26 protein-coding genes are annotated in these 24,768 nt (G+C 63.3%); 20 read left to right on the plus strand and 6 right to left on the minus strand.

Annotated features, from left to right (window positions below; translation table 11 throughout):
* Positions 1–135: 135 nt before the first annotated feature.
* The 4 genes from HV823_RS11545 to HV823_RS11560 are packed head-to-tail and all read right to left on the minus strand — an operon-like array spanning position 136 to position 2,748.
* Complete coding sequence (locus HV823_RS11545) at positions 136–780, minus strand: CDP-alcohol phosphatidyltransferase family protein (protein WP_176949875.1); 645 nt, start codon at positions 778–780, stop codon at positions 136–138.
* A complete protein-coding gene (locus tag HV823_RS11550; protein WP_176949876.1) occupies positions 777–1,172 on the minus strand; it encodes a hypothetical protein in 396 nt (131 codons plus the stop codon). The genes HV823_RS11545 and HV823_RS11550 overlap by 4 nt, the downstream gene beginning before the upstream one ends.
* Positions 1,169–2,119: a phosphatidate cytidylyltransferase gene (locus HV823_RS11555; protein WP_176949877.1), complete on the minus strand. Its 951-nt coding sequence runs from the start codon at positions 2,117–2,119 to the stop codon at positions 1,169–1,171. The genes HV823_RS11550 and HV823_RS11555 overlap by 4 nt, the downstream gene beginning before the upstream one ends.
* The gene (locus tag HV823_RS11560) at positions 2,116–2,748 is read right to left on the minus strand and encodes a lysophospholipid acyltransferase family protein (protein ID WP_176950079.1); all 633 of its coding nucleotides are present in this window, start codon (positions 2,746–2,748) and stop codon (positions 2,116–2,118) included. The genes HV823_RS11555 and HV823_RS11560 overlap by 4 nt, the downstream gene beginning before the upstream one ends.
* Before the next feature lie 778 nt (positions 2,749–3,526).
* Here HV823_RS11560 and HV823_RS11565 point away from each other — a divergent pair.
* The 17 genes from HV823_RS11565 to HV823_RS11645 all read left to right on the plus strand — a co-directional run bounded on the left by HV823_RS11565 (position 3,527) and on the right by HV823_RS11645 (position 19,257).
* The gene (locus HV823_RS11565; protein ID WP_176949878.1) at positions 3,527–4,417 is read left to right on the plus strand and encodes a VOC family protein; all 891 of its coding nucleotides are present in this window, start codon (positions 3,527–3,529) and stop codon (positions 4,415–4,417) included.
* Position 4,418: 1 nt separating this feature from the next.
* Complete coding sequence (kdsA, locus tag HV823_RS11570) at positions 4,419–5,258, plus strand: 3-deoxy-8-phosphooctulonate synthase (RefSeq protein ID WP_176949879.1); 840 nt, start codon at positions 4,419–4,421, stop codon at positions 5,256–5,258.
* 131 nt (positions 5,259–5,389) lie between these two features.
* On the plus strand, positions 5,390–6,664 hold the full coding sequence (gene eno, locus HV823_RS11575; RefSeq protein WP_176949880.1) for a phosphopyruvate hydratase: 1,275 nt from the start codon (positions 5,390–5,392) through the stop codon (positions 6,662–6,664).
* Positions 6,665–7,018: 354 nt separating this feature from the next.
* The gene (locus tag HV823_RS11580) at positions 7,019–7,327 is read left to right on the plus strand and encodes an FtsB family cell division protein (RefSeq protein WP_176949881.1); all 309 of its coding nucleotides are present in this window, start codon (positions 7,019–7,021) and stop codon (positions 7,325–7,327) included.
* A gap of 148 nt (positions 7,328–7,475) precedes the next feature.
* The gene (pdhA, locus tag HV823_RS11585; protein WP_176949882.1) at positions 7,476–8,522 is read left to right on the plus strand and encodes a pyruvate dehydrogenase (acetyl-transferring) E1 component subunit alpha; all 1,047 of its coding nucleotides are present in this window, start codon (positions 7,476–7,478) and stop codon (positions 8,520–8,522) included.
* A gap of 58 nt (positions 8,523–8,580) precedes the next feature.
* Positions 8,581–9,933 (plus strand): pyruvate dehydrogenase complex E1 component subunit beta, encoded by a 1,353-nt coding sequence (locus HV823_RS11590; RefSeq protein ID WP_425487657.1) that lies wholly within the window; start codon positions 8,581–8,583, stop codon positions 9,931–9,933.
* A gap of 15 nt (positions 9,934–9,948) precedes the next feature.
* Positions 9,949–11,286 carry a pyruvate dehydrogenase complex dihydrolipoamide acetyltransferase gene (locus HV823_RS11595; protein WP_176949884.1) on the plus strand — a complete coding sequence of 446 codons (1,338 nt, stop codon included), beginning with the start codon at positions 9,949–9,951 and terminating at the stop codon, positions 11,284–11,286.
* Positions 11,287–11,310: 24 nt separating this feature from the next.
* On the plus strand, positions 11,311–11,757 hold the full coding sequence (locus tag HV823_RS11600) for a hypothetical protein (protein WP_176949885.1): 447 nt from the start codon (positions 11,311–11,313) through the stop codon (positions 11,755–11,757).
* Positions 11,754–12,395, plus strand: a complete 642-nt coding sequence (locus HV823_RS11605) for an SGNH/GDSL hydrolase family protein (RefSeq protein WP_176949886.1) — start codon at positions 11,754–11,756, stop codon at positions 12,393–12,395. Before HV823_RS11600 ends, HV823_RS11605 begins: the two co-directional genes overlap by 4 nt.
* Before the next feature lie 83 nt (positions 12,396–12,478).
* Entirely contained in the window at positions 12,479–12,739 is a 261-nt protein-coding gene (locus HV823_RS11610; protein WP_176949887.1) for an HP1242/YdcH family protein, read from the plus strand.
* Positions 12,740–12,838: 99 nt separating this feature from the next.
* The gene (lpdA, locus tag HV823_RS11615) at positions 12,839–14,284 is read left to right on the plus strand and encodes a dihydrolipoyl dehydrogenase (protein ID WP_176949888.1); all 1,446 of its coding nucleotides are present in this window, start codon (positions 12,839–12,841) and stop codon (positions 14,282–14,284) included.
* 581 nt (positions 14,285–14,865) lie between these two features.
* Complete coding sequence (locus HV823_RS11620; protein WP_176949889.1) at positions 14,866–15,111, plus strand: GlsB/YeaQ/YmgE family stress response membrane protein; 246 nt, start codon at positions 14,866–14,868, stop codon at positions 15,109–15,111.
* A 95-nt stretch (positions 15,112–15,206) separates the two neighbouring features.
* Complete coding sequence (gene lipA / locus HV823_RS11625; protein WP_176949890.1) at positions 15,207–16,178, plus strand: lipoyl synthase; 972 nt, start codon at positions 15,207–15,209, stop codon at positions 16,176–16,178.
* Between the two features lie 78 nt (positions 16,179–16,256).
* Entirely contained in the window at positions 16,257–16,865 is a 609-nt protein-coding gene (locus tag HV823_RS11630; RefSeq protein WP_246301177.1) for a P-loop NTPase family protein, read from the plus strand.
* Between the two features lie 132 nt (positions 16,866–16,997).
* The gene (locus tag HV823_RS11635; protein WP_176949891.1) at positions 16,998–18,401 is read left to right on the plus strand and encodes a pyridoxal phosphate-dependent decarboxylase family protein; all 1,404 of its coding nucleotides are present in this window, start codon (positions 16,998–17,000) and stop codon (positions 18,399–18,401) included.
* A 121-nt stretch (positions 18,402–18,522) separates the two neighbouring features.
* On the plus strand, positions 18,523–18,969 hold the full coding sequence (locus tag HV823_RS11640) for a type II toxin-antitoxin system RatA family toxin (RefSeq protein WP_176949892.1): 447 nt from the start codon (positions 18,523–18,525) through the stop codon (positions 18,967–18,969).
* Between the two features lie 120 nt (positions 18,970–19,089).
* A complete protein-coding gene (locus tag HV823_RS11645) occupies positions 19,090–19,257 on the plus strand; it encodes a hypothetical protein (RefSeq protein WP_176949893.1) in 168 nt (55 codons plus the stop codon).
* Between the two features lie 10 nt (positions 19,258–19,267).
* On the opposite strand, the gene HV823_RS11650 is transcribed toward HV823_RS11645, so the two are convergent.
* Together HV823_RS11650 and HV823_RS11655 are read right to left on the minus strand one after the other, a co-directional pair.
* Positions 19,268–19,762, minus strand: coding sequence for a CinA family protein (locus HV823_RS11650; RefSeq protein ID WP_425487658.1), 495 nt, complete (start codon positions 19,760–19,762; stop codon positions 19,268–19,270).
* A 2-nt stretch (positions 19,763–19,764) separates the two neighbouring features.
* Positions 19,765–20,976 (minus strand): bifunctional 2-C-methyl-D-erythritol 4-phosphate cytidylyltransferase/2-C-methyl-D-erythritol 2,4-cyclodiphosphate synthase, encoded by a 1,212-nt coding sequence (locus HV823_RS11655; RefSeq protein WP_176949895.1) that lies wholly within the window; start codon positions 20,974–20,976, stop codon positions 19,765–19,767.
* 146 nt (positions 20,977–21,122) lie between these two features.
* Between HV823_RS11655 and dusB the strand changes: the two genes are divergently transcribed.
* From dusB to ntrC, 3 genes are read left to right on the plus strand one after another with little or no spacing between them, the layout of a single operon-like run.
* Complete coding sequence (gene dusB, locus HV823_RS11660) at positions 21,123–22,157, plus strand: tRNA dihydrouridine synthase DusB (protein ID WP_176949896.1); 1,035 nt, start codon at positions 21,123–21,125, stop codon at positions 22,155–22,157.
* A complete protein-coding gene (locus tag HV823_RS11665; protein ID WP_176949897.1) occupies positions 22,157–23,302 on the plus strand; it encodes a two-component system sensor histidine kinase NtrB in 1,146 nt (381 codons plus the stop codon). Before dusB ends, HV823_RS11665 begins: the two co-directional genes overlap by 1 nt.
* 3 nt (positions 23,303–23,305) lie before the next feature.
* The gene (gene ntrC / locus HV823_RS11670; protein WP_176949898.1) at positions 23,306–24,760 is read left to right on the plus strand and encodes a nitrogen regulation protein NR(I); all 1,455 of its coding nucleotides are present in this window, start codon (positions 23,306–23,308) and stop codon (positions 24,758–24,760) included.
* The last annotated feature ends 8 nt before the right edge of the window (positions 24,761–24,768 follow it).

The raw sequence follows: 24,768 nt of genomic DNA on the forward strand, positions 1-24,768 counted from the left end.
TTGCCATCACACGTTTGAGGCCCGGCATCACTGCCGGGCCTTTCTGCATCCAGGTAGCAATTTGCGCCGAGTCTCGTGGAGACCGAGGTCGAAGGGCGTTTGCGACGGCTGCGCTCGCCGTGCAGGAAAGGTGCCTCAGTGCTTGCCCTTGAGGTGGCGCACGAGATTGCGTCCACGGCGCATGGCCGTCAGTGCGGCCCCGATCGCGACGATCCAGAGAGCGCTCTCCATGACCGTCAAGTGCCGCTCCCACACAGTTGTAGCTGCCGCGAGGACGGCTGCGGCGGTCATCACGGCCATCCGGTGCTGCTTGGCCATCGGCCCGGAGAAGTCACCGGGCGCTCCGGTGGCACGGCCGAGCTCGCGCACATAGGCCGTCAGCACGGCGAAGGCTGCGGCCGCCCAGCCGAGTGCGGGCATGCCGATACCGTATCCGGCGCCGGCAAGGATGAGGATATCCGCGACGCGGTCGGGAAATTCGTTCCAGAACGGGCCATCGGCTTGCCCCTTGCCGCCCTCGACGGCAACCATTCCATCGAAGAGATTGCAGAGCAGGCGCAACTGGCAGCACAGGGCGGCGGCGATCAGGAGGAGCGCTGCGACACTCCCCTCCTGCCGGCCGCCCAGCCAGAAGCACAGGGCGGCGAGCGCTGCTGCCGCCATGCTCGCCTGCGAGATCTGGTTCGGCGTGATCGACCGCTTCGCCAGCCATTGCGCCGTGAAACGTGCCCAGTGGGTATCGCGGCTGGAAAGGGGGCGGCGGTCTCCGCTCTCTGTCATGGCGATCTCTGTTCCTTCCTATGAAGCGAATAGTTGTATGCGGCGGCATAGCTGGCCGACACCAGCAGCGGAACGGCGATGGTGCGCAGGATTTCCGGCGTGCCGGCGATGCGATGGATCGATGCCAGCGCCGTCGCCGACACCGCGATCACGAACGCCGGCGGCAGCCAGAGCCTTCCTGTGCCGGCAAAGATCCGGGCCAGCCTCTCGATCGCCTTTTTCAGAAAAAGTGTGATCGCAGCAGATATCGCGCCCTGCACCGCACCGGCGAGCAGGATCTGCGCCGGCGCGTGGTTGCGGTTGGCAAAGATCGCCCAGCTTCCCATGGCAACAAAGGCCACGGCCATGTGGACGGCGCTGCTTTGCGCAAGCGGGCGCATATTGCTGCTCATGTCAGCGACCACCCGTAGCGGACGATGTGGAAGAAGATCGGAGCGGAGAAGATCACCGAATCGAGCCGGTCGATCAGGCCGCCGTGTCCCTCGACGATATGTCCCCAGTCCTTCACGCCGCGGTCTCGCTTGATGGCCGACATGACCAGCCCGCCAAAAAAGCCCATCAGCGTGATGACAAGCGCCATCAGGCCTGCCTGCAGCGGCGAAAACGGCGTGATCCACCACAGCGCGGCGCCGATCAGTGTTGCGCTGGCAACGCCGCCGACAAAGCCTTCGACGGTCTTGGAGGGCGACAGTTTCGGGGCGATCTTATGCCGGCCGAAGATCTTGCCCCAGACGTACTGGAGCACGTCGCTCATCTGGACGACGATCACCAGGAAGGCGATCAGCAGTACGTTGCGCCCCTCGTAGCCGGGAATCTGCAGCGTCAGCAGCGCTGGCACGTGGGATACGCAGAACACGCAGATCATCAGCGCCCATTGCACCTCCGCAACGCGGTCGAGGAAGCGCTCGGTATCGCCCCGCAGCACGGCGACGATCGGCATCAGCAGGAACGCATAGACCGGTATGAAGATGGCGTAGAGCCCGTACCAGTCGGTGGCGACCAGATAATACTGGATCGGCAGGACGACGAAGAAGGCGGCAGCAAGCGCCCAATGGTCGGCGCGGCGGGTGCGGGTCAGGGTAACGAACTCGCGAAGTGCCGCAAACGAGCAGAAAGCGAACAGTGCGATGACACCCGCACGGCCCGCGATAAAGGCGATGCCCAGCAGCGCGACCATCACCCACCAGGCGAATATGCGTGCGTTCAGGTTTTCGATCCCGGCGTTCGTGCGATCGGGAGACAGCCGGCGCTGCAGTACCTGGCCGATGACGGTTGCAATCACCAGGAAGACGACGATGCCGATTACCAGGGCGAGGAGTTGGGAGCGCGGGTCGTTCATGGAATCTCGCCTGCATGCGGGGAAAGCGAAAGAAGTGCTGAGCGCGCGCGATCGAGGAAGGGTTCCTTCGTTTCGCCGTCCCGTAGTCGTAGCGGCCGCCCGAAGCTCACCGTGCAGATGAGGGGAACCGGCACGAACTCCCCCTTGGGCATCACACGATTGAGATTGCTGATCCAGACCGGCACGAATTCGATATCGGGGCGGGACCGCGCCAGATGGTAGATGCCGCTCTTGAAGGGAAGCAGCGGATCGTCCCCCTGATTGCGGGTGCCTTCGGGAAAGAGGATCAGCGAGGCGCCGCCATCGAGCGTTTGCGCCATGCGGTCGATCGGATCCTCGGTGCGCGTCGCGCGCTCGCGCTCGATCAGTACCGCATTGAAAACGTCGCGGCCGATGAAACGCGTCAGCCAGGATCTGAGCCAGTATTCCGCTCCGGCGACCGGGCGCGTCATGCCGCGCAACCGGGGCGGCAGAACGGTCCAGATCAGGATGAAATCGCCGTGGCTGCTGTGGTTGGCGAAATAGACGCACTGGCGCGTCGGCGGGCCGTCGTTCGACCAGACGGCCCGCACCGCGGTCACCGCGCGGGCGAACAGCAGGATGAGCGCGGACGCCACGGGAGCGGCCATGGCGCGAAGGAGGGCGCCCGATGTCTTTCCGCCCGGCGGCTGCGAATTCTCGATCGTCGTCACTGCTGCGTTACCCGCATTGTTTGCCTTGTACTTTTTGGGGGCCTGTAATTCCGGGCTGGCGTGTCCTGTCGCTTACGTTTGAAATCGACGCCTTATTCCCTTTTGGCTGCCGGATCGCACGGCCTGTTGCCACTGGGCGCGGCAGGCTGCAGGGTTCGCTCGAATCGCTGCTGCTACGGGCACAACATATACTTTTCCGGCAGATCGAATGCCATCTGCAGTTGGGTCGTGCGGATCGCAGTCGCCCGTATCCTCGCTAGTTGCCGGCGGAAAACGTCATATTCTCCGCCGGCAATCCGGCTTGTTCAGCCGGCGGCGACGGCCCGGCAATAATTGCGGGAGAATGTCGCCGATCTCGTGCAAGCCCCGACAGGTGGTTGCCTGGACAGAAATGAATGTTGCGAGCACTCGACCTGCCTGTGCGGAACGCTCGATCCAAGTAAATCTTTAATTAAATCAGCGCCTTTGCAACGAGGCGCCGTAGTTATTAGCAAAGGCGCTGGAAGATGATTTGTCAAAATGCAGATCGAAGTTCTTACCTTGGTTTCCGTACAATCAACAACTTTTTGGATGCGCTGCCGTAGAAATGCATCTTTACGTTACGGAAGGTTGAGCGGCAGGGTCAGCCAAACGCGTCTTCGAAACCCGCGCGCCCTTGCATTGGCGGAGCAAAAAGGGCAAAGCAGCCGCGGATGAATGAGCTCGGATCGCCAGCATGACAGCGAAGCCTACGACCGCCCGCCCGATCGACCATCTCGTTCTGCCGGTCGCCGAGCTTTCGATCGCGCGCGAGCGGCTGACGCGGCTGGGCTTTACGGTGGCAGCGGATGCGCGACATCCCTTCGGAACCGAGAACTGCTGCATATTCCTGTCCGACGGCAGCTACCTGGAACCACTCGGCATCGCCAATCGCGAGGAATGCGAGCAGGCGGCGCGTAGCGGCAACGAGTTCGTGGCGCGCGACCAGTCTTTCCGCTTCCGTCGCGGCATGGATGGATTTTCCGCGATCGCGATGGCGACGAACGACGCGCGTGACGATGACCGTCGCTATGCCGGACAAGGATTTTCGGGCGGTCAGATGCTTGAATTCTCGCGTGACATGCAACTCCCCGATGGCGGCAGCGCGACGGGCAGTTTCCACCTCGCCTTCGCCGCCGACAGGCGGGCGCCGGACTTCTTCTTCTTTTCGTCGCAGCGCGTCGTCGCGCTTCCATCCGACCGCAGCGCGCTCGAGCAGCATGCTAACGGCACGGTCGCCCTTTCGGAAGTGGTTCTGTGCGAGCAGAATCCGACGGATTTCCAGTATCTGGTACAGGTTGCAGCCGACGAACGCGCGGTGGAAGCGCATTCTTTCGGCATGAGCGTCGATACCGCGCGCGGACGGATTTCCGTACTCAATCCTGCCGGAATGAAGGGCTTTTATGGCGTTGAACCTTCGCAAACCGATCGCGGCCTGAAAGGCGCTGCGGTCGTCTTCCGCGTGAAGGATCTGGCGCGCTGCAGAGCCCAGCTGGAAGAGAACAATATCGAATTCACGGAGCTTGGCGGACGCCTGCTCGTTGCGCCCGCTGCGGGGCAGGGCGCGCTTTTTGCGTTTGGAGAGTAAGATGGAAACCAATGCAGTCGTCACTGCCGGGGAAGGCAAGGGCAAGGTCACATTCTCGCAGAAGGACAAACTGACGCTTATTGCCGGCCCGTGCCAGATGGAGAGCCGCGACCATGCCTTCATGCTCGCCGGCACGCTCGTGGAGATGTGTCGCAAGCTCGGCCTCGGCCTCGTCTACAAGTCGTCCTTCGACAAGGCCAACCGCACCTCGATTTCGGGCAAGCGCGGCATCGGCCTTGAAAAGGCGATGGAAATCTTCGCCGACCTGAAGACGGAGTTCGGCTTTCCGGTGCTGACGGACATCCATACGGAAGAGCAGTGTGGCCTGGTCGCGCCGACCGTCGATATCCTGCAGATTCCGGCATTCCTGTCGCGGCAGACGGATCTGCTCGTCGCTGCTGCGAAGACCGGGCGCGTCATCAACGTCAAGAAGGGCCAGTTCCTGGCACCCTGGGACATGAAGAACGTGCTGGCGAAGTTTACCCAGAGCGGCAATCCGAACGTTCTTCTGTGTGAGCGCGGCGCCTCCTTCGGCTATAATACGCTCGTTTCCGACATGCGTTCGCTGCCGATCATGGCGTCGCTTGGCGCACCCGTCGTTTTCGACGCCACGCATTCGGTCCAGCAGCCGGGCGGGCAGGGCGGTTCCTCCGGTGGCCAGCGGGAATTCGTGGAAACCCTGGCCCGGGCGGCGGTCGCCGTTGGTGTCGCTGGCGTCTTCATCGAGACTCACGAGGATCCGGACAATGCGCCCTCGGACGGTCCAAACATGGTGGCGATCAAGGATCTGCCGCGGCTTCTGGAAAAGCTGCTCGCCTTCGACGCGATCGCGAAGGCATGACGGTGTCATCATGCTGGTGTCACACGGCTGCGTTAGCCCGGCACCGACGCGCTTGCATTTTCATCGGCTTCGATTAAGAGATTTCAATCGATTAAAATCGCTGACCCCTTCATGAACCAGGGAAGAAAACCATGACCGCAATCATCGACATCATCGGCCGCGAAATCCTCGACAGCCGCGGCAATCCGACCGTCGAAGTGGATGTTCACCTCGAAGACGGCAGCTTCGGCCGCGCGGCGGTTCCTTCCGGCGCCTCCACCGGCGCGCATGAGGCGGTCGAACTGCGCGACGGCGGCACCCGCTACCTCGGCAAGGGCGTGGAGCGCGCAGTCGAGGCCGTCAACGGCGAAATCTTCGAGGCGGTCGGCGGCCTCGATGCGGAAAACCAGATCCTGATCGACCAGACGATGATCGAACTCGACGGCACGCCGAACAAGGCGCGCCTCGGCGCGAACGCCATCCTCGGTGTCTCGATGGCCGTGGCCAAGGCTGCCGCCGAATCGGCCGGCCTGCCGCTCTACCGCTATGTCGGCGGTCCGAACGCCCGCGTCCTGCCGGTTCCGATGATGAACATCATCAACGGCGGCGCGCATGCCGACAACCCGATCGACTTCCAGGAATTCATGATCGTTCCGGTTGGCGCCGACACGATCCGCGACGCCGTCCGCATGGGCTCGGAGGTGTTCCACACGCTGAAGAAGCAGCTGTCGGCCGGTGGCTTCAACACCAATGTCGGCGACGAGGGCGGCTTTGCCCCGAACCTCGAATCCGCACCGGCTGCGCTCGACTTCATCATGAAGTCGATCGAAAAGGCCGGCTACAAGCCGGGCGACGACATGTTCATCGCCCTCGACTGCGCCTCGACCGAGTTCTTCAAGGACGGTAAGTACGTTCTCGAAGGCGAGGGCCGCACGCTGGAGCCGGGCGCCATGGCCGAGTACCTTGCCGAGCTTTCCGCCAAGTACCCGATCTTCTCCATCGAGGACGGCATGGCCGAGGACGACTGGGACGGCTGGAAGACGCTGACCGACAAGATCGGCGGCAAGGTCCAGCTGGTCGGCGACGACCTGTTCGTCACCAACTCTTCGCGCCTGCGCGACGGCATCAAGATGGGGGTCGCCAACTCGATCCTCGTCAAGGTCAACCAGATCGGGTCGCTGTCGGAGACGCTCGACGCCGTCGAGACCGCGCACAAGGCAAGCTACACCGCCGTGATGTCGCACCGCTCGGGCGAGACTGAGGATTCCACGATCTCCGACCTCGCAGTCGCCACCAACTGCGGCCAGATCAAGACCGGCTCGCTGGCCCGCTCCGACCGTACCGCCAAGTACAACCAGCTGATCCGCATCGAGGAGCAGCTCGGCCCGCAGGCGAAGTACGCCGGCCGCTCGATCCTGCGCGGCTGAGGTTGCCAGAATTTGGGGTGGTGCCGGAGGGGATCCGTTCGGCATTTGCCCCTCACCCTAGCCCTCTCCCCGCAAGCGGGGAGAGGGGACGCGGCATGAGCCGTAGACGTCCCGGCATTTGCGCCGATTTGGTCGTCGGTCTGCCTTGGGCAGCTTATCCTCTTTTCGACTATTTGAACCTCTGGGGTGGCGACGTTTGACGCCATACCGTCCTTGGCCCCGCTCGCGGGAAGAAGGCGCCCGGCAGGGCGGGTTCACCTCCGGCATGAACCCCATCGCCAATCTCGTCATGGTCAACGCTCGGTTAACCGATGCGCGCTACAGTCTCTACGTACTGCGTATCGGGACTTTTCCATGTGGACCAAGCATCATAAGAAGCGCCGGCTCGGCCGGTTTGTCGTACCGGCGATCACGGTCGCCTTCCTGTCCTATTTCAGCTATCATTCGGTCCATGGCGAGTTCGGTCTGCGCGCGATGGAGCAGTTCGAGCGCACTCGGATCACGCGTCAAGCGCGCCTGGATGTGCTCGTCGAGGAGCGCATGCGGCTTGAGCGCGAGGTGGCGCTGATGAGCGATGGCTCGCTCGAGCGCGACATGCTGGACGAGAAGGCGCGCTTTTCGCTTAACATGTCAAGAGCCGACGAAATCGTCATTTTTCACTGATGGATACGATTAACCGGAAACAGGTTAATCTAAATTATTGCATAAAAATCAAATATTTACGCCGAATGATAGCCATGCAAATATAGCATTGCTGATACCTCGTTCTTCCCCTATGTTTGCCGCAAAGGCATAACTCGGGGAGGATTGTATGGCTCCGCGCAAAACCGCGTCCGTATCGAGCCGCAAGACAGCGGCAAAGCCTGTCAAAAAAGATTTCAACGGCGGCACGTTTGCCGACTTTTCCAAGGATGAGGATCTCAACGCCTATCGCGAGATGCTGCTGATCCGGCGTTTCGAGGAGAAGGCCGGCCAGCTCTACGGCATGGGCTTCATCGGCGGCTTCTGTCACCTCTACATCGGCCAGGAAGCCGTTGTCGTCGGCATGCAGATGGCGCTGAAGGAAGGCGATCAGGTCATCACCGGCTATCGCGACCACGGCCACATGCTTGCCTGCGGGATGAGCGCGCGCGGCGTGATGGCGGAACTGACCGGACGCCGGGGCGGCCTTTCCAAGGGCAAGGGCGGCTCCATGCACATGTTCTCCAAGGAGAAGCATTTCTACGGCGGCCACGGCATCGTCGGTGCGCAGGTCTCGCTCGGGACCGGCCTTGCCTTCGCCAACCGCTACCGCGGAAACGATAACGTTTCGCTGACATATTTCGGCGACGGTGCGGCCAACCAGGGACAGGTCTACGAGAGCTTCAACATGGCCGCTCTCTGGAAGCTGCCGGTGATCTACATCATCGAGAACAACCGTTACGCCATGGGCACGTCCGTTTCGCGCGCTTCCGCCCAGACAGACTTTTCCCAGCGCGGCGCCTCCTTCAACATCCCCGGCTATCAGGTCGACGGCATGGATGTGCGCGCCGTAAAGGCCGCGGCTGACGAGGCCGTCGAGCATTGCCGCACGGGCAAGGGCCCGATCATCCTCGAGATGCTCACCTACCGCTACCGCGGCCATTCGATGTCCGACCCGGCCAAGTACCGCTCCAAGGACGAAGTGCAGAAGATGCGCTCCGAGCACGACCCGATCGAACAGGTGCGCGCGCGCCTGCTGGAGAGGAAGTGGGCTTCCGAGGATGAACTGAAGCAGATCGACAAGGATGTCCGTGACGTCGTTGCCGACTCGGCCGATTTCGCCCAGTCCGATCCGGAGCCGGACGCTTCCGAGCTCTACACCGATATTCTGATCTGATCCGGGCGGAGGAAACACCATGCCAATCGATATTCTCATGCCCGCCCTGTCGCCGACGATGGAAGAGGGCACGCTTTCCAAGTGGCTCAAGAACGAGGGCGATTCGGTCAAGGCCGGCGACGTGATCGCCGAGATCGAGACCGACAAGGCGACCATGGAAGTGGAAGCCGTCGACGAGGGCACGATCGCCAGGATCGTCGTGCCAGCCGGTACCGAGAACGTGAAGGTCAATACGCTGATCGCGCTTCTTGCTGAAGAAGGCGACGATGTCGATCAGATCGGCAAGGGCGTCGGCCAGGACGAGGTCGCAGCCGGCACCAAGGGCGCCGAGGTCGAGGCTCCGCTGGCGCAACAGGCGGCCCCTGCATCCGTTCCCGCTGCGCCGAAGACTGAAGTTGCTGCCGATCCGGATATTCCGGCCGGCACGGAAATGGTCTCCACGACCGTGCGCGAGGCACTCCGCGATGCCATGGCCGAGGAAATGCGCCGCGACGGCGACGTCTTCGTCATGGGCGAGGAAGTGGCCGAGTACCAGGGCGCCTACAAGATCACGCAGGGTTTGCTGCAGGAATTCGGTGACAAGCGCGTCATCGACACGCCGATCACCGAGCACGGCTTTGCTGGCGTCGGCGTCGGCGCCGCGATGACCGGCCTGCGTCCGATCGTCGAGTTCATGACCTTCAATTTCGCCATGCAGGCGATCGACCAGATCATCAACTCGGCCGCCAAGACGCTCTACATGTCCGGCGGCCAGATGGGCGCTCCGATCGTCTTCCGCGGCCCGAACGGCGCTGCTGCACGCGTCGCCGCGCAGCACTCGCAGTGCTATGCCGCCTGGTACAGCCATATCCCGGGCCTCAAGGTCGTCATGCCGTACACGGCAGCCGACGCAAAGGGCCTGCTGAAGGCGGCGATCCGCGATCCGAACCCGGTCATCTTCCTTGAAAACGAAATCCTCTACGGCCAGCACTTCGACGTGCCGAAGCTCGACGATTTCGTGCTGCCGATCGGCAAGGCGCGCATCCACAAGCCCGGCAAGGACGTCACCATCGTCTCTTTCGGCATCGGCATGACCTATGCGACGAAGGCGGTTGCCGAACTCGAGAAGGACGGCATCGACGTCGAACTGATCGACCTGCGCACCATCCGTCCGATGGACCTGCCGACGATCATCGAATCGGTGAAGAAGACCGGCCGCCTCGTCACCGTCGAGGAAGGCTATCCGCAGAGCTCGGTCGGCACCGAGATCGCCACGCGCGTCATGCAGCAGGCCTTCGACTACCTCGATGCGCCGATCCTGACGATCGCCGGCAAGGACGTGCCGATGCCCTACGCAGCCAACCTCGAGAAGCTCGCGCTTCCGAACGTCGGCGAAGTCGTCCAGGCGGTGAAGACCGTCTGCTACAAGTAACGGGAGGGCGGAGACATGCCGATCAACATCACCATGCCTGCCCTGTCGCCGACCATGGAAGAGGGCAATCTCTCCAAGTGGCTCGTCAAGGAAGGTGACGCCGTCAAGTCCGGCGACGTCATCGCCGAGATCGAGACGGACAAGGCGACGATGGAAGTGGAGGCCGTGGACGAGGGCACCGTTGCCAAGATCGTCGTTCCGGCCGGCACCGAAGGCGTCAAGGTCAACTCGCTGATCGCGATCCTCGCCGCCGACGGCGAGGATGTGAAGGCGGCTGCAAGCGCTGGCGGCGATGCGCCCGCGCCGAAGGCTGAGGCGGCACCTGCCGCAACGCCTGCGCCCGCAGCCAAGAGCGAACCCGCTCCGGCTCAAGCCGCACCGACACCGGCAACTGCTTCGGCTGCAAAGGCAGACGGCTACCGCACCTTCTCTTCCCCGCTGGCACGTCGCCTCGCCAAGGAAGCCGGTCTGGACATTTCCGCGATCACGGGCTCCGGCCCGCATGGCCGCGTCGTCAAGGCCGATGTCGAAGCTGCGGCTTCGGGCGGCGGTGCAAAGAAGGCTGCCGCCACGCCTGCTGCGGCCGCCGCATCCGCAGCACCGCTGGCCAAGGGGGCCTCCGACGAGGCCGTTCTCAAGCTGTTCGAGGAAGGCTCCTACGAGCTTGTGCCGCATGACGGCATGCGCAAGACGATTGCCCGCCGCCTGGTGGAATCCAAGCAGACCGTGCCGCATTTCTACGTCTCGGTCGATTGCGAGCTCGACGCGCTGATGGCGCTGCGGGCGCAGCTCAATTCCGCAGCCCCCGAGCGGGACGGCAAGCCGGCCTACAAGCTCTCGGTCAACGACTTGGTCATCAAGGCCATGGCGCTTGCACTTCGGGATGTGCCGGACGCCAACGTCTCCTGGACGGAACAGGCGATGGTCAAGCACAAGCATTCGGACGTCGGCGTTGCCGTCTCGATCCCGGGTGGCCTGATCACGCCGATCATTCGCCACGCGGAAACAAAGAGCCTGTCGGCCATCTCCAACGAGATGAAGGACCTCGGCAAGCGCGCCAAGGAACGCAAGCTGAAGCCGGAAGAGTACCAGGGCGGCACGACCTCGGTTTCGAACATGGGCATGATGGGCGTCAAGAATTTTGCCGCCGTCATCAACCCGCCGCATGCGACGATCCTCGCGGTCGGGGCCGGCGAGCAGCGCGTCGTGGTAAAGAATGGCGAGATCGCCATCGTCCAGGCGATGACGGTCACGCTGTCGACCGACCATCGCTGCGTCGATGGCGCGCTCGGGGCCGAACTGCTGGGCGCCTTCAAGCGCTACATCGAGAACCCGATGGGGATGCTGGTGTAAGCACGGAGATACGGTGTGCGCGGAATGACTTCTTTTATTAAGGATGCGTTTCGCGCCGCCTGGCACTCAGTTTGCGCGTCATTCTTCAGTGGTATGGCGGGTTTCGTCATGTTTCTGTTTGTGGCGCAACTGGCTGTCTCCTATTGGGTCGTGGATCAGGATTTTTTTCTCGTAGTAGTCAATGTGCTGCCTGCTTCAGTCGCAATTGGATGCACTTCGTGGTTCATACAATTGATATCGAGGTCAAATGCCGCGATAGGCTGGGCGATGCTAGTATTAGCAGCCGCAACGGTACTTGGATTGCTGACGCTGTTTCAGAAACTAGCTGTAGAGCGGACTGAGTTAGAGTACGTCTATCTTTTCGCCGCACTGATACCGGGCCTCGCTATGATCGCCGTGCACTGGCTCTACTTTAGGATTGTAAACGGCGTGAATCAAACACCGTCGAGAACAATGGTGGACGCGCAATGAAAACTGTCCTCTGCTATGGCGACAGCCTGACATGGGGCTATGGCGCGGAGACGCTCGGGCGCCATGCGCTGGAGGACCGTTGGCCGAGCGTGCTTCAGAAGGCGCTGGGTGTGGACGTGCAGGTGATCGCCGAGGGTCTCAATGGTCGGACGACGGCCTATGACGACCATCTCGCCGATTGCGACCGTAACGGCGCCCGCATCCTGCCGACGGTGCTGCACAGCCACGACCCGATCGATCTCGTCATCATCATGCTCGGCGCCAATGACATGAAGCCTGCGATCTGCGGCACCGCCTTCGGCGCGGTGCAGGGCATGGAGCGGCTGATCGAACTTGTGCGTCACCACGCCTGGTCTTTCGACAGGGAAGGGCGGCCCGATATCCTGATCGTCTCGCCTCCGCCGCTGTGCGAGACGGCGAATACGGCCTTTGCGGCGATGTTTTCGGGCGGCGTCGAACAGTCGGCGATGTTGGCGACGCTTTATGCGGACCTTGCCGACGAGAAGGGATGCGGCTTCTTCGATGCCGGCTCCGTTGCCGAGACGACACCGCTGGACGGCGTGCATCTGGATGCCGCCAACACGCGGGCTATCGGCCGGGGGCTCGAGCCTGTCGTGCGCATGATGCTCGGACTTTGACGAATAGCGTTTGACGGGGATCAAGGAGTGACACACCCGGCGCGGTAGGCTTGCTGCATCGACTTCAGACAGGAGATGCAGCCATGTCGAATACCCCGCACCAGCTTGCAGAAGAGTTTCCCGAGCATGTCGGCAAGATCCGGCATTTGCGGGAAGTCGATGGACATTTTCACCGCATCACCGATGAATATGGCGCGGTGAACCGCGCGATCCATCGGGCAGAGACGGATATCGAGCCGACCGACGACTTCCGCATGGCGGACATGCGAAAGGAGCGGATGCGGCTCAAGGATGAAATCTTTGGAATGCTCACGCGGTTCGAAGCCGCCGACGAGCTTCCCTGAGGGACGGAGCGCGCGTCTTCCGGTCCTCTATAACGACAACGGGTGCTGCCTCCGATCGGAGCGCGCCCGCACAAGAGAAAAAGAGGAGTGGAAGCGCTCATGTCCAATACGTACGACGTCATCGTAATCGGTTCGGGTCCCGGCGGTTATATCGCCGCTATCCGGGCTGCCCAGCTCGGCCTGAAAACGGCGATTGTCGAGCGGGAGCACCTTGCCGGCATCTGCTCGAACTGGGGCTGCATTCCGACCAAGGCACTGCTGCGTTCCGCCGAGATCTTCCACTATGCGAAGCATCCGGGCGATTACGGCATCAAGATCGAAGGCAGCGTGACGCCGGACCTGAACGCCATCGTCGCCCGCTCGCGCGGCATTGCCCAGCGTATGAATGGCGGCGTCGGCTTCCTGATGAAGAAGAACAAGGTCGACATCATCTGGGGCGAGGCGAAGCTTTCGAAGCCCGGCGAGATCGTCGTCTCCAAGACGTCGAAAAAGCCCCTCGAGCCGCAGGCGCCGCTGCCGAAGAACGTACTGCCGGAAGGTACCTACACCGCCAAGCACATCATCGTCGCCACCGGCGCCCGTCCGCGCGCGCTTCCGGGCATCGAGCCGGACGGCAAGCTGATCTGGACCTATTTCGAGGCGATGAAACCGGCAGAAATGCCCAAATCGCTGCTGGTCATGGGCTCGGGGGCGATCGGCATCGAGTTCGCCTCGTTCTACCGCACACTCGGCGTCGACGTTACCGTCGTCGAAGTGATGAAGACGGTGATGCCGGTCGAGGATGCTGAGATCTCCGCGCTCGCCAAGAAGCAGTTCGAAAAGCAGGGCATGAAGATCCACCTGGAGGCCAAGGTCACCAAGGTGGAGAAGGGTGCCAATTCGATCACAGCGCATGTGGAGATGAAGGACGGCAAGGTCGAGAAGATCACCGCCGACCGGATGATCTCGGCCGTCGGCGTTCAGGCCAACATCGAGAACATCGGGCTCGAGGCGCTCGGCGTGAAGACTGACCGCGGCTTCATCGCGATCGACGGCTACGGCAAGACCAACGTGCCCGGCATCTATGCGATCGGCGACGTTGCCGGCCCGCCGATGCTGGCGCACAAGGCCGAGCATGAGGCCGTCATCTGCGTCGAGAAGATCGCCGGCCTGCCGAACGTCCATCCGATGGACAAGCTCAAGATCCCCGGCTGCACCTACTGCCACCCGCAGGTCGCCTCCGTCGGGCTGACGGAAGCGAAAGCTAAGGAGCAGGGCCGCGATATCCGCGTCGGTCGTTTCCCCTTCGTCGCCAACGGCAAGGCGATCGCGCTTGGCGAGGATCAGGGCCTGGTCAAGACGATCTTCGACAAGAAGACGGGCGAACTGCTCGGCGCGCATCTCGTAGGAGCAGAAGTGACCGAACTGATCCAGGGTTTCGTCATCGCCATGAACCTCGAAACGACCGAGGAAGAGCTGATGCACACGATCTTTCCGCATCCGACCATTTCCGAAACGCTGAAAGAAAGCGTACTGGATGCCTACGGGCGGGCGCTGAACGCCTGATCCGCCTCGGCAGCCGCGGTGTCGCAGCTAAGGCGCCGCGCGAAATGTGGAGTGGGACGGAAGCCCCATATGAGATGGAAGTCACATATGTGTCCGTCATCCCGGACTTGATCCGGGATCCAGCAGCGCCGCGTCTGCGGTGCGGGAAATGCACTATCCGCGCAAGGACTTGCGCGAGCTGGATGCCGGATCAGTTCCGGCATGACAGAGAGTGAGGTGATGGGCGGTCGAAGGGCTGGAGGGCTTGGGCGACGAGCCGATCAATAGTGCCGGCACCGCCCCCACGGTGGCGATTCTTCGTGCTGGCGTCGGCCTCTCGGGCCGTCATCCCGGACTTGATCCGGGATCCAGCGGCGCCACGTCTGCGGTGCGGGAAATGCACTATCCGCGCAAGGACTTGCGCGAGCTGGATGCCGGATCAAGTCCGGCATGACGGGAGGCGGGCGGCCTTTCGCGCGCCATCCGGCGAAGCCCAGGCGGCGCCATCCCCGCTCTCATTGCGGGTGGCGGTGCAATGGCCCATATGATGACGGGGGCGGATCGGCCGCACCATGACGAACGCATGCGAAGGAACGAACGGAATGGATGTGGGCTGGTTTGCGGGGATCGTCATTGGCGGGCTTTCGGGCTGGCTCGCCGGCAAGCTGATGGACCTTCGCTTTGGCATCTTCTTGAACGTCGTGATCGGCATCGTCGGCGCGGTGCTGGCGAACGCGATCTTCGACCGGGCCGGGATCCATGTCGCCAGCGGTTGGCTGGGTTACCTCGTGCAGGGTTTCGTCGGCTCGTGCATTTTGTTATTTGTCGCCAAGCTCGTCAGGCGTTGACGGATTTTTCGCGCGCACGCATGTCGCGCAAAAGTGTATAGCGGTTTCGCGGCCAAGACATGCGATTGTAAGAAGCGGCTGAAGGCAGGTTTGAAATGGTCACCATCCTCGACAGGACCCATCTCGACGAAAAGCGCGTCCGTCATCCGGAGAAGGCGCATCGTCCCGATACCGAGGTCGCGCGCAAGCCGGAATGGATCCGCGTGCGGGCGCCGGTCTCCAAGGGCTACCAGGAGACGCGCTCCATCGTGAAGGAGCACAAGCTGGTGACGGTCTGCGAGGAAGCGGGCTGCCCCAATATCGGCGAGTGCTGGGACAAGAAGCACGCCACCTTTATGATCATGGGCGAGATCTGTACGCGCGCCTGCGCCTTCTGCAATGTCGCCACCGGCAAGCCGAACGCGCTCGACATGGCCGAGCCGGAAAACGTCGCCAAGGCCGTGCGCCAGATGGGCCTCAGCCACGTGGTCATCACATCCGTCGATCGTGACGATCTGGAGGACGGCGGTGCGGAGCATTTCGAGAAGGTGATCTGGGCGATCCGGGCCGCATCGCCTTCGACGACGATCGAGATCCTGACGCCGGACTTCCTGAAGAAGCCGGGCGCGCTGGAGCGCGTGGTCGCCGCCAAGCCCGATGTCTTTAATCACAACATGGAGACGGTCGCCGGAAACTACCTGACCGTTCGCCCGGGTGCCCGTTACTTCCACTCCATCCGCCTGTTGCAGCGGGTGAAGGAACTAGACCCGACCATGTTCACCAAGTCCGGGATCATGGTCGGCCTCGGCGAGGAACGCAACGAGGTGCTGCAGCTCATGGACGACCTGCGCACCGCCGATGTCGACTTCCTGACGATCGGCCAGTACCTGCAGCCGACGCGCAAGCACCACAAGGTGGAGAAGTTCATCACCCCTGACGAGTTCAAGTCCTACGAGACGGTCGCCTATACCAAGGGGTTCCTCATGGTGGCCTCGAGCCCGCTGACGCGCTCCTCGCACCATGCCGGCGACGATTTCGCCCGCCTGAAGGCCGCGCGCGAAAAGAAGCTGCTCGCCGCCGCGGAGTAAGCGGCACAATCAGATCGACACGGGCCGTGGTTGCAAGACCGCGGCCCGAATGCGTTTCAGAAGGAGGAGAGGCGTCCCATGGTTGAAGACCTCGATGAGGCGGCGGCACGCCTGGCAAGCGCATCGCGGGTGCTCGTCATTGGCTGTTCGGGCAGCGGCAAGAGCACGCTGGCCGCGCGCCTGTCGGAGATGCTCGACCTGCCACATGTGCCGATGGACAGGGAGATATTCTGGTTACAGGGCTGGCAGCCGCGGCCGCGGGCCGAGGCGCTCGCTCGGCTCAGGGAAATCGTCGACGAGCCACGCTGGATCATGGATGGAACAAGTCCCGGCACGCTGCCGCTGCGCATGCCGCGTACCGATCTGGTCTTGTGGCTGCGACCGCCGCGATGGAAATCGCTCCGGGGCGTCATCGGACGATGGTTGCGGTATAGGGGGCAGTCGCGTCCGCACATGGCCGTGGGATGCCCGGAACGTATCAACCTCGAATTCCTGCGCTACATCTGGAACTTTGAACTTACCGAAAGCCCCGAGATAGAGGAACGGCTCGGTGAATACCCGAGCGTTCCGGTGCTGCTCCTGCGTTCGCATGCACAGAATGAGCGCCTTGTGCAGGCATTAAAGGGTTGCCTGGATCAGACCATGAATGCCGCGGCCCATAGGGCCAAGGCGGGATCCAAGGGCTAGCCGCGTTCTGGTCCGGCCAGACCCTCCAGCACGCCCCAACTCGAAATCGTTTGGCGGCAACAGCGGGCGGACGTAGGCTGGGGGCGATTGCACCGGCTGACGGTGCGAACTTGTCCGCAGGGAGGATCGCGGATGGATATCGAAGCCCTTTTCCGGTTGGCGGCGGAAAACGCTGCCCGGTTTCGCAATGGTGTAGCGGAGCGGCCGCACCGCCCGCTTCGCGACTATGCCGGCAGCATCGACGCATTCGACGAGGCCCTTCCGGAAGGTCCCGCAGAGGCAAACGCATTGATTTCGGACCTGGCCGCACGCGCCGATCCCGGCCTGCACCTCATGGCCGGGCCGCGCTTCTTCGGCTGGGTGATCGGCGGATCGCATCCGGTCGGCGTAGCGGCCGACATGCTGACGTCCGCCTGGGGGCAGAATGCCGGCAACCATACGGCCGCTCCGTCAGCGGCCGCGGTCGAGGCGGTGGCCGCGCGCTGGCTGCTGCAACTGCTCCACCTGCCGGGCGAATGCTCGGTCGGTTTCGTGACGGGCGCGACGGTCGCCAATTTCACCTGTCTTGCGGCCGCGCGCGGGGCGGTGCTGCGCCGTTACGGCTGGGATGCCGACGCGCGCGGTCTGTTCGGCGCACCCCCGATAACGGTGCTGATCGGTGACGACGCCCATACGACGGTCTTTTCCGCTCTGCAGTTTCTTGGCCTCGGCCACGACCGGGTCATCCGCGTGGCGACCGACGGGGAAGGGCGGATTCGAGCGCAAGCCTTCGAGGAGGCTTTGTCGGGCGTGGATGGACCCGCAATCGCTATCCTCCAGGCGGGGCAGATCAATACCGGTGCGTTCGACGATTTTCACGCGCTCATACCTCTGGCGAAGGGCAAGGGCGCTTGGGTGCATGTAGACGGCGCCTTCGGCCTCTGGGCAAGCGCAAGCCCGGAAAGGCGGGCGCTCGCAGCGGGGGTGGAAGATGCCGACAGTTGGGCCACGGACGGACACAAATGGCTGCAGACGCCGTATGACAGCGGCTATGCGATCGTGCGCGACGAGCTTGCCCATCGCCGCGCGATGACGATTGCCGCGAGCTACCTGCCCCTTGCCGGCGAAGGCGAGCGTGATCCTTCGCATTATGTACCGGAACTGTCGCGACGGGCGCGGGGATTTGCCACCTGGGCGATGATCAAGCACCTCGGCCGTCACGGTATCGCGGAGATGATCGATCGGAACTGCGCCGCAGCCGCGGCGATGGCCGCAATGCTGGCAGAGCGGAAGGGCGTGTTCTTGCTCAACGACGTGGTTCTCAACCAGGTGATCGTCCGCTTCGGCAACGCTGGGGAGGAGGGGGACCGCCTGACGCGGGAGGTGATCACGGCACTGCAAGGGGACGGGCAGATTTTCGTCGGCGGCGCGCAGTGGCGCGGCCGACAGGTGATGCGGATTTCGGTCTGCAACTACCAGACCGACCTGCATCAGGCCGAGATTGCAGCGGCGGCGATCCTTTCGGCCTTCGAACGCGTCTCGGCAGGGGCGCGATAGGGCTCCAGAATTGCCTCCGGGGCCTGCGGATGGCACCGAAACCGGCTCGTCTTGTCGGCTGGCACGCTTTCGACAGACGTCGCATCTTGTTTCTGCGCTCGCGTTTGAATATCTCCAGCGAATGCCCCAATTCGAAACCCGGCGGCAGGTGCCGCACTCGCCCGAACAGATGTATGCGCTCGTCGCCGACGTGGAGCGCTATCCCGAATTCCTGCCCCTGTGCGAGGGGCTGGTGGTTCGCTCCCGCAAGGAACGGGACGGCAGGGAGCTTCTCATCGCCGACATGACCGTGGGCTACAAGGCCATCCGCGAGACGTTCACGACGCAGGTGCTGCTCAACCCGGCGGAACAGGCGATCGACGTGAAGTACATCGACGGTCCGTTCCGCTACCTCGATAACCGCTGGCGTTTCGAGCCTGCTGCCGAAGGCGGCTGCAGCGTCCATTTCTTTATCGACTACGAGTTCAAGAGCCGCATTCTGGGTGCGGTCATGGGCTCGATGTTCGACCGGGCCTTCCACATGTTCTCCGAAGCCTTCGAGAAGCGTGCCGAAAAGATCTATGCCTGACACCCTTCTGTGTCGGTAACGGCGGCAAGCAGATCCGGTCGAGAAGCATCGATTTTTTGGCGAACAAAAGCCGCTGGCTGACCGTCAGTTCGATAGGACACGGCAACAGAGGTCGGCACCATGCACGCAATCCTGCTCGCGCTGAACGCCGTTTCGATCGCGGTCGCAGCCGTTCTCGTCTTCTCTGCGGCTGGCGGCGACGGAGGCACTAGGACGCAATCCTCGGTCACGGCATCGATGGCGGGCGCGCATGCGACCGGCGTGAAGCGGTTTTCGCCCGCGCGATGAAGGCACCGTGCTACGGGCCGGCGGCCTCGATCAGCATTTCGAGCGCTGTGCGGACGGTGGCAAGCCGGATCGCCTGACGGCCGATGTCGCCGTAGCGCATTTCCCGGTGCAGCGTGGTTCCGTTGCGGTTGGCGGCTGCGATATGAACCAGGCCGACCGGCTTCTCCGCAGAGCCGCCACCGGGGCCGGCGATGCCGGTGACCGCGACTGCGACATCGGCACGGGAGGCTGCGAGTGCGCCCGCTACCATTTCGATCGCGGTCTGCCTCGACACGGCGCCATGGGCGGCAAGCGTGCCTTCAGAAACCTTGAGAAGCTCCCTCTTGGCGTTGTTGGAATAGGTGACGAAGCCGCGATCCACCACGGCCGAGGAGCCGGCAATCTCCGTCAACGCCGCCGCGATCAGCCCGCCGGTGCAGGATTCTGCCGTTGCTGCCACAAGGCCGCGCTTCGTCCAATCTGAGACGATCCCGTGCGCGGTGGCCTCGATATCGGCGGGCCACATGCTCATGGCTCCCGTTTCCTGTAGACGACGGTGGCCGTGGCGATCGCGGCGATTCCCTCGCGGCGGCCGATAAAGCCGATCTTCTCATTCGTCGTCGCCTTGACCGAGCAGCGGTCGAGCGAGATGCCGAGGATTTCCGACAGTTTCTTTCGCATCACCTCGCGATGAGGGCCAATCTTGGGCTCCTCGGCGATCAGCGAGACGTCCGCGTTCATGATCGTGCCCCCGTTCTGGCGGACGATGCCTGCAGCATGCTCGAGGAAGATGCGCGATGGCGCGCCCTTCCACTGCGGATCGGACGGCGGAAAATGGTCGCCGATGTCGCCGGCGCCGCAGGTGGCGAGCAGTGCGTCCGTCAGCGCGTGCAGGGCGACGTCGGCGTCCGAATGCCCTTTGAGCCGCTGGTCGTGCGGGATGAAGACGCCGCAGAGCGTGACGCCGTCGCCGGGTTCGAGTTGGTGGACGTCGTAGCCGTTGCCGGTGCGCACGTCGGGAAGGGGCGCGGACAGTCTTTCGTCTGCCATGATGATGTCCTTCTGCAAAGTCAGCTTGACGTTCCCGACGGCACCCTCGACGAGGCGCACGGGCACGCCCGCCCATTCGGCGATGGCGGCGTCGTCGGTGAAATCGCTTCGGCCCCCGGCGGCTGCCTGTCGGTGCGCATCGAGAATCGTCTGGAAGTGAAATGCCTGCGGGGTCTGCGCGGCAAAGAGACCTGCGCGCGGCACGGTTTCTGCGACGCTGCCGTCGCCTCCGGCGCGCTTGAGCGTGTCGGCGACGGCGATCGCCGGCAGCACCGCCCGGGCGCCGGCGGCCAGTGCCGCCCCCACGCGATCGAGCAATGCGGGATCCGCGAACGGCCGGACGGCGTCCTGGATCAGGACATGGTCGATGTCGAGGCCCGCCATGGCTTCCAGTCCAGCCAGTACAGACTGCTGGCGGCTTGCGCCGCCCGTGACCACGCGGATCTTGCCGGTACTGCCATTCACCTGTAACAGCGCGGCGGCAATAAGATCGCTGTCGTCGGCATGGACGACGACGACGATCGGCGCATCGGGCGCCCATTTGACAAAGGCATCCAGCGTATGGGAGATAACCGGCCTTCCTGCAATGCGCCGATACTGCTTCGGACCATCCGGGTGCGATCCGGCTCGTTCTCCGCGTCCCGCCGCAACGATGATCACACCGCAATTGATCCGATTTTGTGCGCTCATCGTGTTCTGGTTCCTCGCGATCGAAGCGGTTTGAGCCGATTTAGAACGATCGCCGCCTCAATGCCAGCCGAGTTGCGGAATTTTGCGGCAGGCGACGGAAACGACTTGGCAATCCTGATCTGATTGTCTAAAAATAGGGCACGATTTTGGCCTGCTTGAAAGATGAGCATTTGACAGAGGTGAGCCTTTCCGAACCCTTGTCGATCGGACGACAGGTTCTGCGCAACCGCGTTGTGCTCGCGCCGATGTCGGGCGTGACCGACCTGCCGTTTCGCGAACTTGCATGGCGGTTCGGCGCGGGGCTGGTGGTGACGGAGATGGTGGCCAGCCGTGAACTTGCGGCGAATGCGCCGGAATCTTGGGCGCGCATCCGCAATCGCGGTATCCGCCCGCACATGGTTCAACTGGCTGGCCGCGACGCCGACTGGATGGCGGAGGCGGCCCGCCTCGCCGAGGCGAACGGCGCCGACATCATCGACATCAACATGGGCTGCCCGGCGAAGAAGGTGATCGGCGGATACTCCGGTTCGGCCCTGATGCGGGAACCGGACCACGCGCTGCGGCTGATCGAGGCGACGGTGAAGGCGGTGACGGTGCCCGTCACCGTCAAGATGCGGCTCGGCTGGGATCACGACAGCCTGAATGCGCCGGACATCGCCGCGCGTGCAGAGGGCGCAGGCGTGCAGATGATCACCGTGCATGGACGCACCCGCATGCAGTTCTACGAAGGCAAGGCCGACTGGGATGCGATCCGTGCTGTGCGCGAGCGCATCAAGGTTCCGCTCATTGCTAACGGCGACGTCGATTCCGCCGAGGATTGCGCGGAAATCCTGCGCCGGTCGGGCGCTGACGCGGTCATGATCGGCCGTGCCGCGCAGGGGCGTCCGTGGCATCCGGCCGTCGTTGCCGGTGCCTGCGTTGCGCCTGCAGGTGCCGAGCTTGCAGCCTGCGCCGTGGAGCACTATCGGCTGATGCTCGATTTCTACGGCGCCGTCGCCGGCCTTCGCCATGCCCGAAAGCACGTCGGCTGGTATCTGGATCGACACGCGCCCGGTATCGCGGCGGCGCAGAGAGGTGCCCTGATGGTGTCGACCGACGCGGAATTCGTTGCCGATCGCCTGGCGGCGGTGCTCGTCGACGGCGGCACCGCTGCCGGGCGGATGAAAGAGAAGGCGGCGTGATGAGCAGTCCGGACAAGGAACTTCCGCAGGCCGATATGAACGGTCTGGCAATGGCGGTGCTGAACGCCATTCAGCATCCCGTCATCCTGGTCGACGAGGCCGGTCACATCGCTTTTGCCAACTGGGAGGCCGAGAGCTTCTTCGGCGCCAGCGCAAGCCATCTCGCACGCTACAACATTAGTACTTTCATACCCTTCGGGAGCCCTCTTCTGACTTTGATCGAACAGGTCAGGGAACGGCGCGCACCGGTGAACGAGTATCGGGTGGACCTCAGTTCGCCGCGGCTGGGCGCCGACAAGCTCGTCGACCTCTATGTCGCCCCCGTTGCGACGGCTGCCGGCGCAGTGGTCGTGGTGCTGCAGGAGCGGTCGATGGCCGACAAGATCGACCGGCAGTTGACGCACCGCGCTGCCGCCCGCTCTGTCACGGGGCTGGCGTCGATGCTGGCGCACGAGATCAAGAACCCGCTGTCGGGCATTCGCGGCGCAGCACAGCTGCTGGAGACGTCCGTCATCGACGACGACCGGGCGCTGACGCGGCTGATCTGCGACGAGACCGACCGCATCGTCTCGCTGGTCGATCGCATGGAGGTGTTTTCGGACGAGCGTCCGGTCGACCGTGTGGCCCTGAACATCCATTCCGTGCTCGATCATGTGAAGGCGGTGGCGAGCGCCGGCTTTGCCCGCCACATCAAGATCACCGAGAACTACGATCCATCACTGCCGCCGGTCTATGCCAATCGCGACCAGTTGGTGCAGGTCTTCCTCAACCTGATCAAGAACGCCGCCGAGGCGGTGGGCGATAGGCCGGACGGCGAGATCATGCTGACGACGGCCTACCGGCCGGGCATCCGCCTGTCGGTGGCGGGCACGCGCGAGAAGGTGTCGTTGCCGCTCGAATTTTGCGTGCACGACAACGGGCCGGGCGTGCCGCCCGACTTGCTGCCGCACCTGTTCGATCCCTTCATCACGACCAAGACCAACGGGTCGGGTCTCGGCCTGGCGCTGGTCGCCAAGATTATCGGCGGCCATGGTGGCATCATCGAATGCGACAGCCAGGGCCACCGCACAACGTTTCGCGTGCTGATGCCCGCCTCCAAGGGGCTGCGCGAGGAAGACGACACCTCCGGAGAGCAGAGGAAATAGCAGATGACAGGCGCCACAGTCCTTGTTGCCGACGATGATGCGGCGATCAGAACCGTTCTCAATCAGGCGCTGAGCCGCGCAGGCTACGATGTCCGCATCACTTCCAACGCCGCCACGCTGTGGCGCTGGATCTCTGCGGGCGAGGGCGACATCGTCGTGACCGACGTTGTCATGCCGGACGAGAACGCGTTTGATCTCCTGCCGCGGATCAAGAAGGCGCGGCCCGACCTGCCGGTCCTTGTGATGAGCGCGCAGAATACCTTCATGACGGCGATCAAGGCGTCCGAGCGCGGCGCCTACGACTACCTGCCGAAGCCGTTCGACCTCACCGAACTGATCGCGATCATCGGCCGGGCGCTGGCGGAGCCGAAGAAGAAGCCGGCGAAACTCGACGACGACACCCAGGACGGCATGCCGCTCGTCGGTCGTTCCGCCGCCATGCAGGAAATCTACCGCGTCCTGGCCCGGCTGATGCAGACAGACCTGACGCTGATGATCACCGGCGAGTCGGGGACCGGCAAGGAACTGGTGGCGCGCGCGCTGCATGACTACGGCAAGCGCCGCAACGGCCCGTTCGTGGCGATCAACATGGCGGCGATCCCGCGCGACCTGATCGAATCCGAACTGTTCGGCCATGAGAAGGGCGCCTTCACCGGCGCGCAGAACCGCTCGACCGGCCGCTTCGAGCAGGCGGAGGGCGGCACGCTGTTCCTCGACGAGATCGGCGACATGCCGATGGACGCGCAGACCCGGCTTCTGCGCGTGCTCCAGCAGGGCGAATACACCACCGTCGGTGGCCGCACACCGATCCGCACCGACGTGCGCATCGTCGCTGCCACCAACAAGGATCTGAAGCAGTCGATCAACCAGGGGCTTTTCCGGGAAGACCTCTACTACCGGCTGAACGTCGTGCCGCTACGGCTGCCGCCTCTTCGCGACCGGGCGGAGGACATTCCCGACCTTGTGCGCCATTTCGTCCAGCAGGCCGAAAAGGAAGGGCTGGACTCCAAGCGATTCGACCAGGAAGCGCTCGAACTGATGAAGGCGCATTCATGGCCGGGCAACGTGCGCGAGCTGGAGAACCTCATCCGACGCCTGACGGCACTTTATCCACAGGATGTCATCACCCGCGAAATCATCGAGACCGAGCTGCGTACGGACGTCCCCGACAGCCCGATCGAGAAGGCGGCCGCCCGCAACGGTTCGCTTTCGATCTCGCAGGCGGTGGAGGAAAACATGCGCCAGTATTTCGCCAGTTTCGGCGATGGCCTGCCGCCGCCGGGACTTTACGATCGTGTTCTGGCCGAAATGGAGTATCCGCTGATCCTTGCGGCCCTGACGGCGACGCGCGGAAACCAGATCAAGGCGGCCGATCTTCTCGGTCTCAACCGTAACACGCTGCGCAAGAAAATCCGCGAACTCGGCGTCTCGGTCTACCGAAGCTCCCGGCTGGCTTGACTTCGCTC

The sequence above is a fragment of the Mycoplana rhizolycopersici genome, from assembly GCF_013378445.1.
GTDB classification, from domain to species: domain Bacteria; phylum Pseudomonadota; class Alphaproteobacteria; order Rhizobiales; family Rhizobiaceae; genus Mycoplana; species Mycoplana rhizolycopersici.

Bases quoted from the DNA above. Each gene is read 5' to 3' on its own strand.
- HV823_RS11655 (WP_176949895.1), bottom strand. From the start codon at position 20,976: ATGAGCGCACAAAATCGGATCAATTGCGGTGTGATCATCGTTGCGGCG.
- HV823_RS11630 (WP_246301177.1), top strand. From the start codon at position 16,257: ATGGTTGAAGACCTCGATGAGGCGGCGGCACGCCTGGCAAGCGCATCG.
- HV823_RS11555 (WP_176949877.1), bottom strand. From the start codon at position 2,119: ATGAACGACCCGCGCTCCCAACTCCTCGCCCTGGTAATCGGCATCGTC.
- HV823_RS11565 (WP_176949878.1), top strand. From the start codon at position 3,527: ATGACAGCGAAGCCTACGACCGCCCGCCCGATCGACCATCTCGTTCTG.
- kdsA (WP_176949879.1), top strand. From the start codon at position 4,419: ATGGAAACCAATGCAGTCGTCACTGCCGGGGAAGGCAAGGGCAAGGTC.
- HV823_RS11600 (WP_176949885.1), top strand. From the start codon at position 11,311: ATGACTTCTTTTATTAAGGATGCGTTTCGCGCCGCCTGGCACTCAGTT.
- lipA (WP_176949890.1), top strand. From the start codon at position 15,207: ATGGTCACCATCCTCGACAGGACCCATCTCGACGAAAAGCGCGTCCGT.
- HV823_RS11620 (WP_176949889.1), top strand. From the start codon at position 14,866: ATGGATGTGGGCTGGTTTGCGGGGATCGTCATTGGCGGGCTTTCGGGC.
- HV823_RS11650 (WP_425487658.1), bottom strand. From the start codon at position 19,762: ATGTGGCCCGCCGATATCGAGGCCACCGCGCACGGGATCGTCTCAGAT.
- HV823_RS11605 (WP_176949886.1), top strand. From the start codon at position 11,754: ATGAAAACTGTCCTCTGCTATGGCGACAGCCTGACATGGGGCTATGGC.
- lpdA (WP_176949888.1), top strand. From the start codon at position 12,839: ATGTCCAATACGTACGACGTCATCGTAATCGGTTCGGGTCCCGGCGGT.
- HV823_RS11560 (WP_176950079.1), bottom strand. From the start codon at position 2,748: ATGGCCGCTCCCGTGGCGTCCGCGCTCATCCTGCTGTTCGCCCGCGCG.
- HV823_RS11580 (WP_176949881.1), top strand. From the start codon at position 7,019: ATGTGGACCAAGCATCATAAGAAGCGCCGGCTCGGCCGGTTTGTCGTA.
- HV823_RS11610 (WP_176949887.1), top strand. From the start codon at position 12,479: ATGTCGAATACCCCGCACCAGCTTGCAGAAGAGTTTCCCGAGCATGTC.
- HV823_RS11635 (WP_176949891.1), top strand. From the start codon at position 16,998: ATGGATATCGAAGCCCTTTTCCGGTTGGCGGCGGAAAACGCTGCCCGG.
- HV823_RS11545 (WP_176949875.1), bottom strand. From the start codon at position 780: ATGACAGAGAGCGGAGACCGCCGCCCCCTTTCCAGCCGCGATACCCAC.
- pdhA (WP_176949882.1), top strand. From the start codon at position 7,476: ATGGCTCCGCGCAAAACCGCGTCCGTATCGAGCCGCAAGACAGCGGCA.
- ntrC (WP_176949898.1), top strand. From the start codon at position 23,306: ATGACAGGCGCCACAGTCCTTGTTGCCGACGATGATGCGGCGATCAGA.
- eno (WP_176949880.1), top strand. From the start codon at position 5,390: ATGACCGCAATCATCGACATCATCGGCCGCGAAATCCTCGACAGCCGC.
- HV823_RS11590 (WP_425487657.1), top strand. From the start codon at position 8,581: ATGGAAGAGGGCACGCTTTCCAAGTGGCTCAAGAACGAGGGCGATTCG.
- HV823_RS11550 (WP_176949876.1), bottom strand. From the start codon at position 1,172: ATGAGCAGCAATATGCGCCCGCTTGCGCAAAGCAGCGCCGTCCACATG.
- HV823_RS11640 (WP_176949892.1), top strand. From the start codon at position 18,523: ATGCCCCAATTCGAAACCCGGCGGCAGGTGCCGCACTCGCCCGAACAG.
- HV823_RS11665 (WP_176949897.1), top strand. From the start codon at position 22,157: ATGAGCAGTCCGGACAAGGAACTTCCGCAGGCCGATATGAACGGTCTG.
- HV823_RS11595 (WP_176949884.1), top strand. From the start codon at position 9,949: ATGCCGATCAACATCACCATGCCTGCCCTGTCGCCGACCATGGAAGAG.
- HV823_RS11645 (WP_176949893.1), top strand. From the start codon at position 19,090: ATGCACGCAATCCTGCTCGCGCTGAACGCCGTTTCGATCGCGGTCGCA.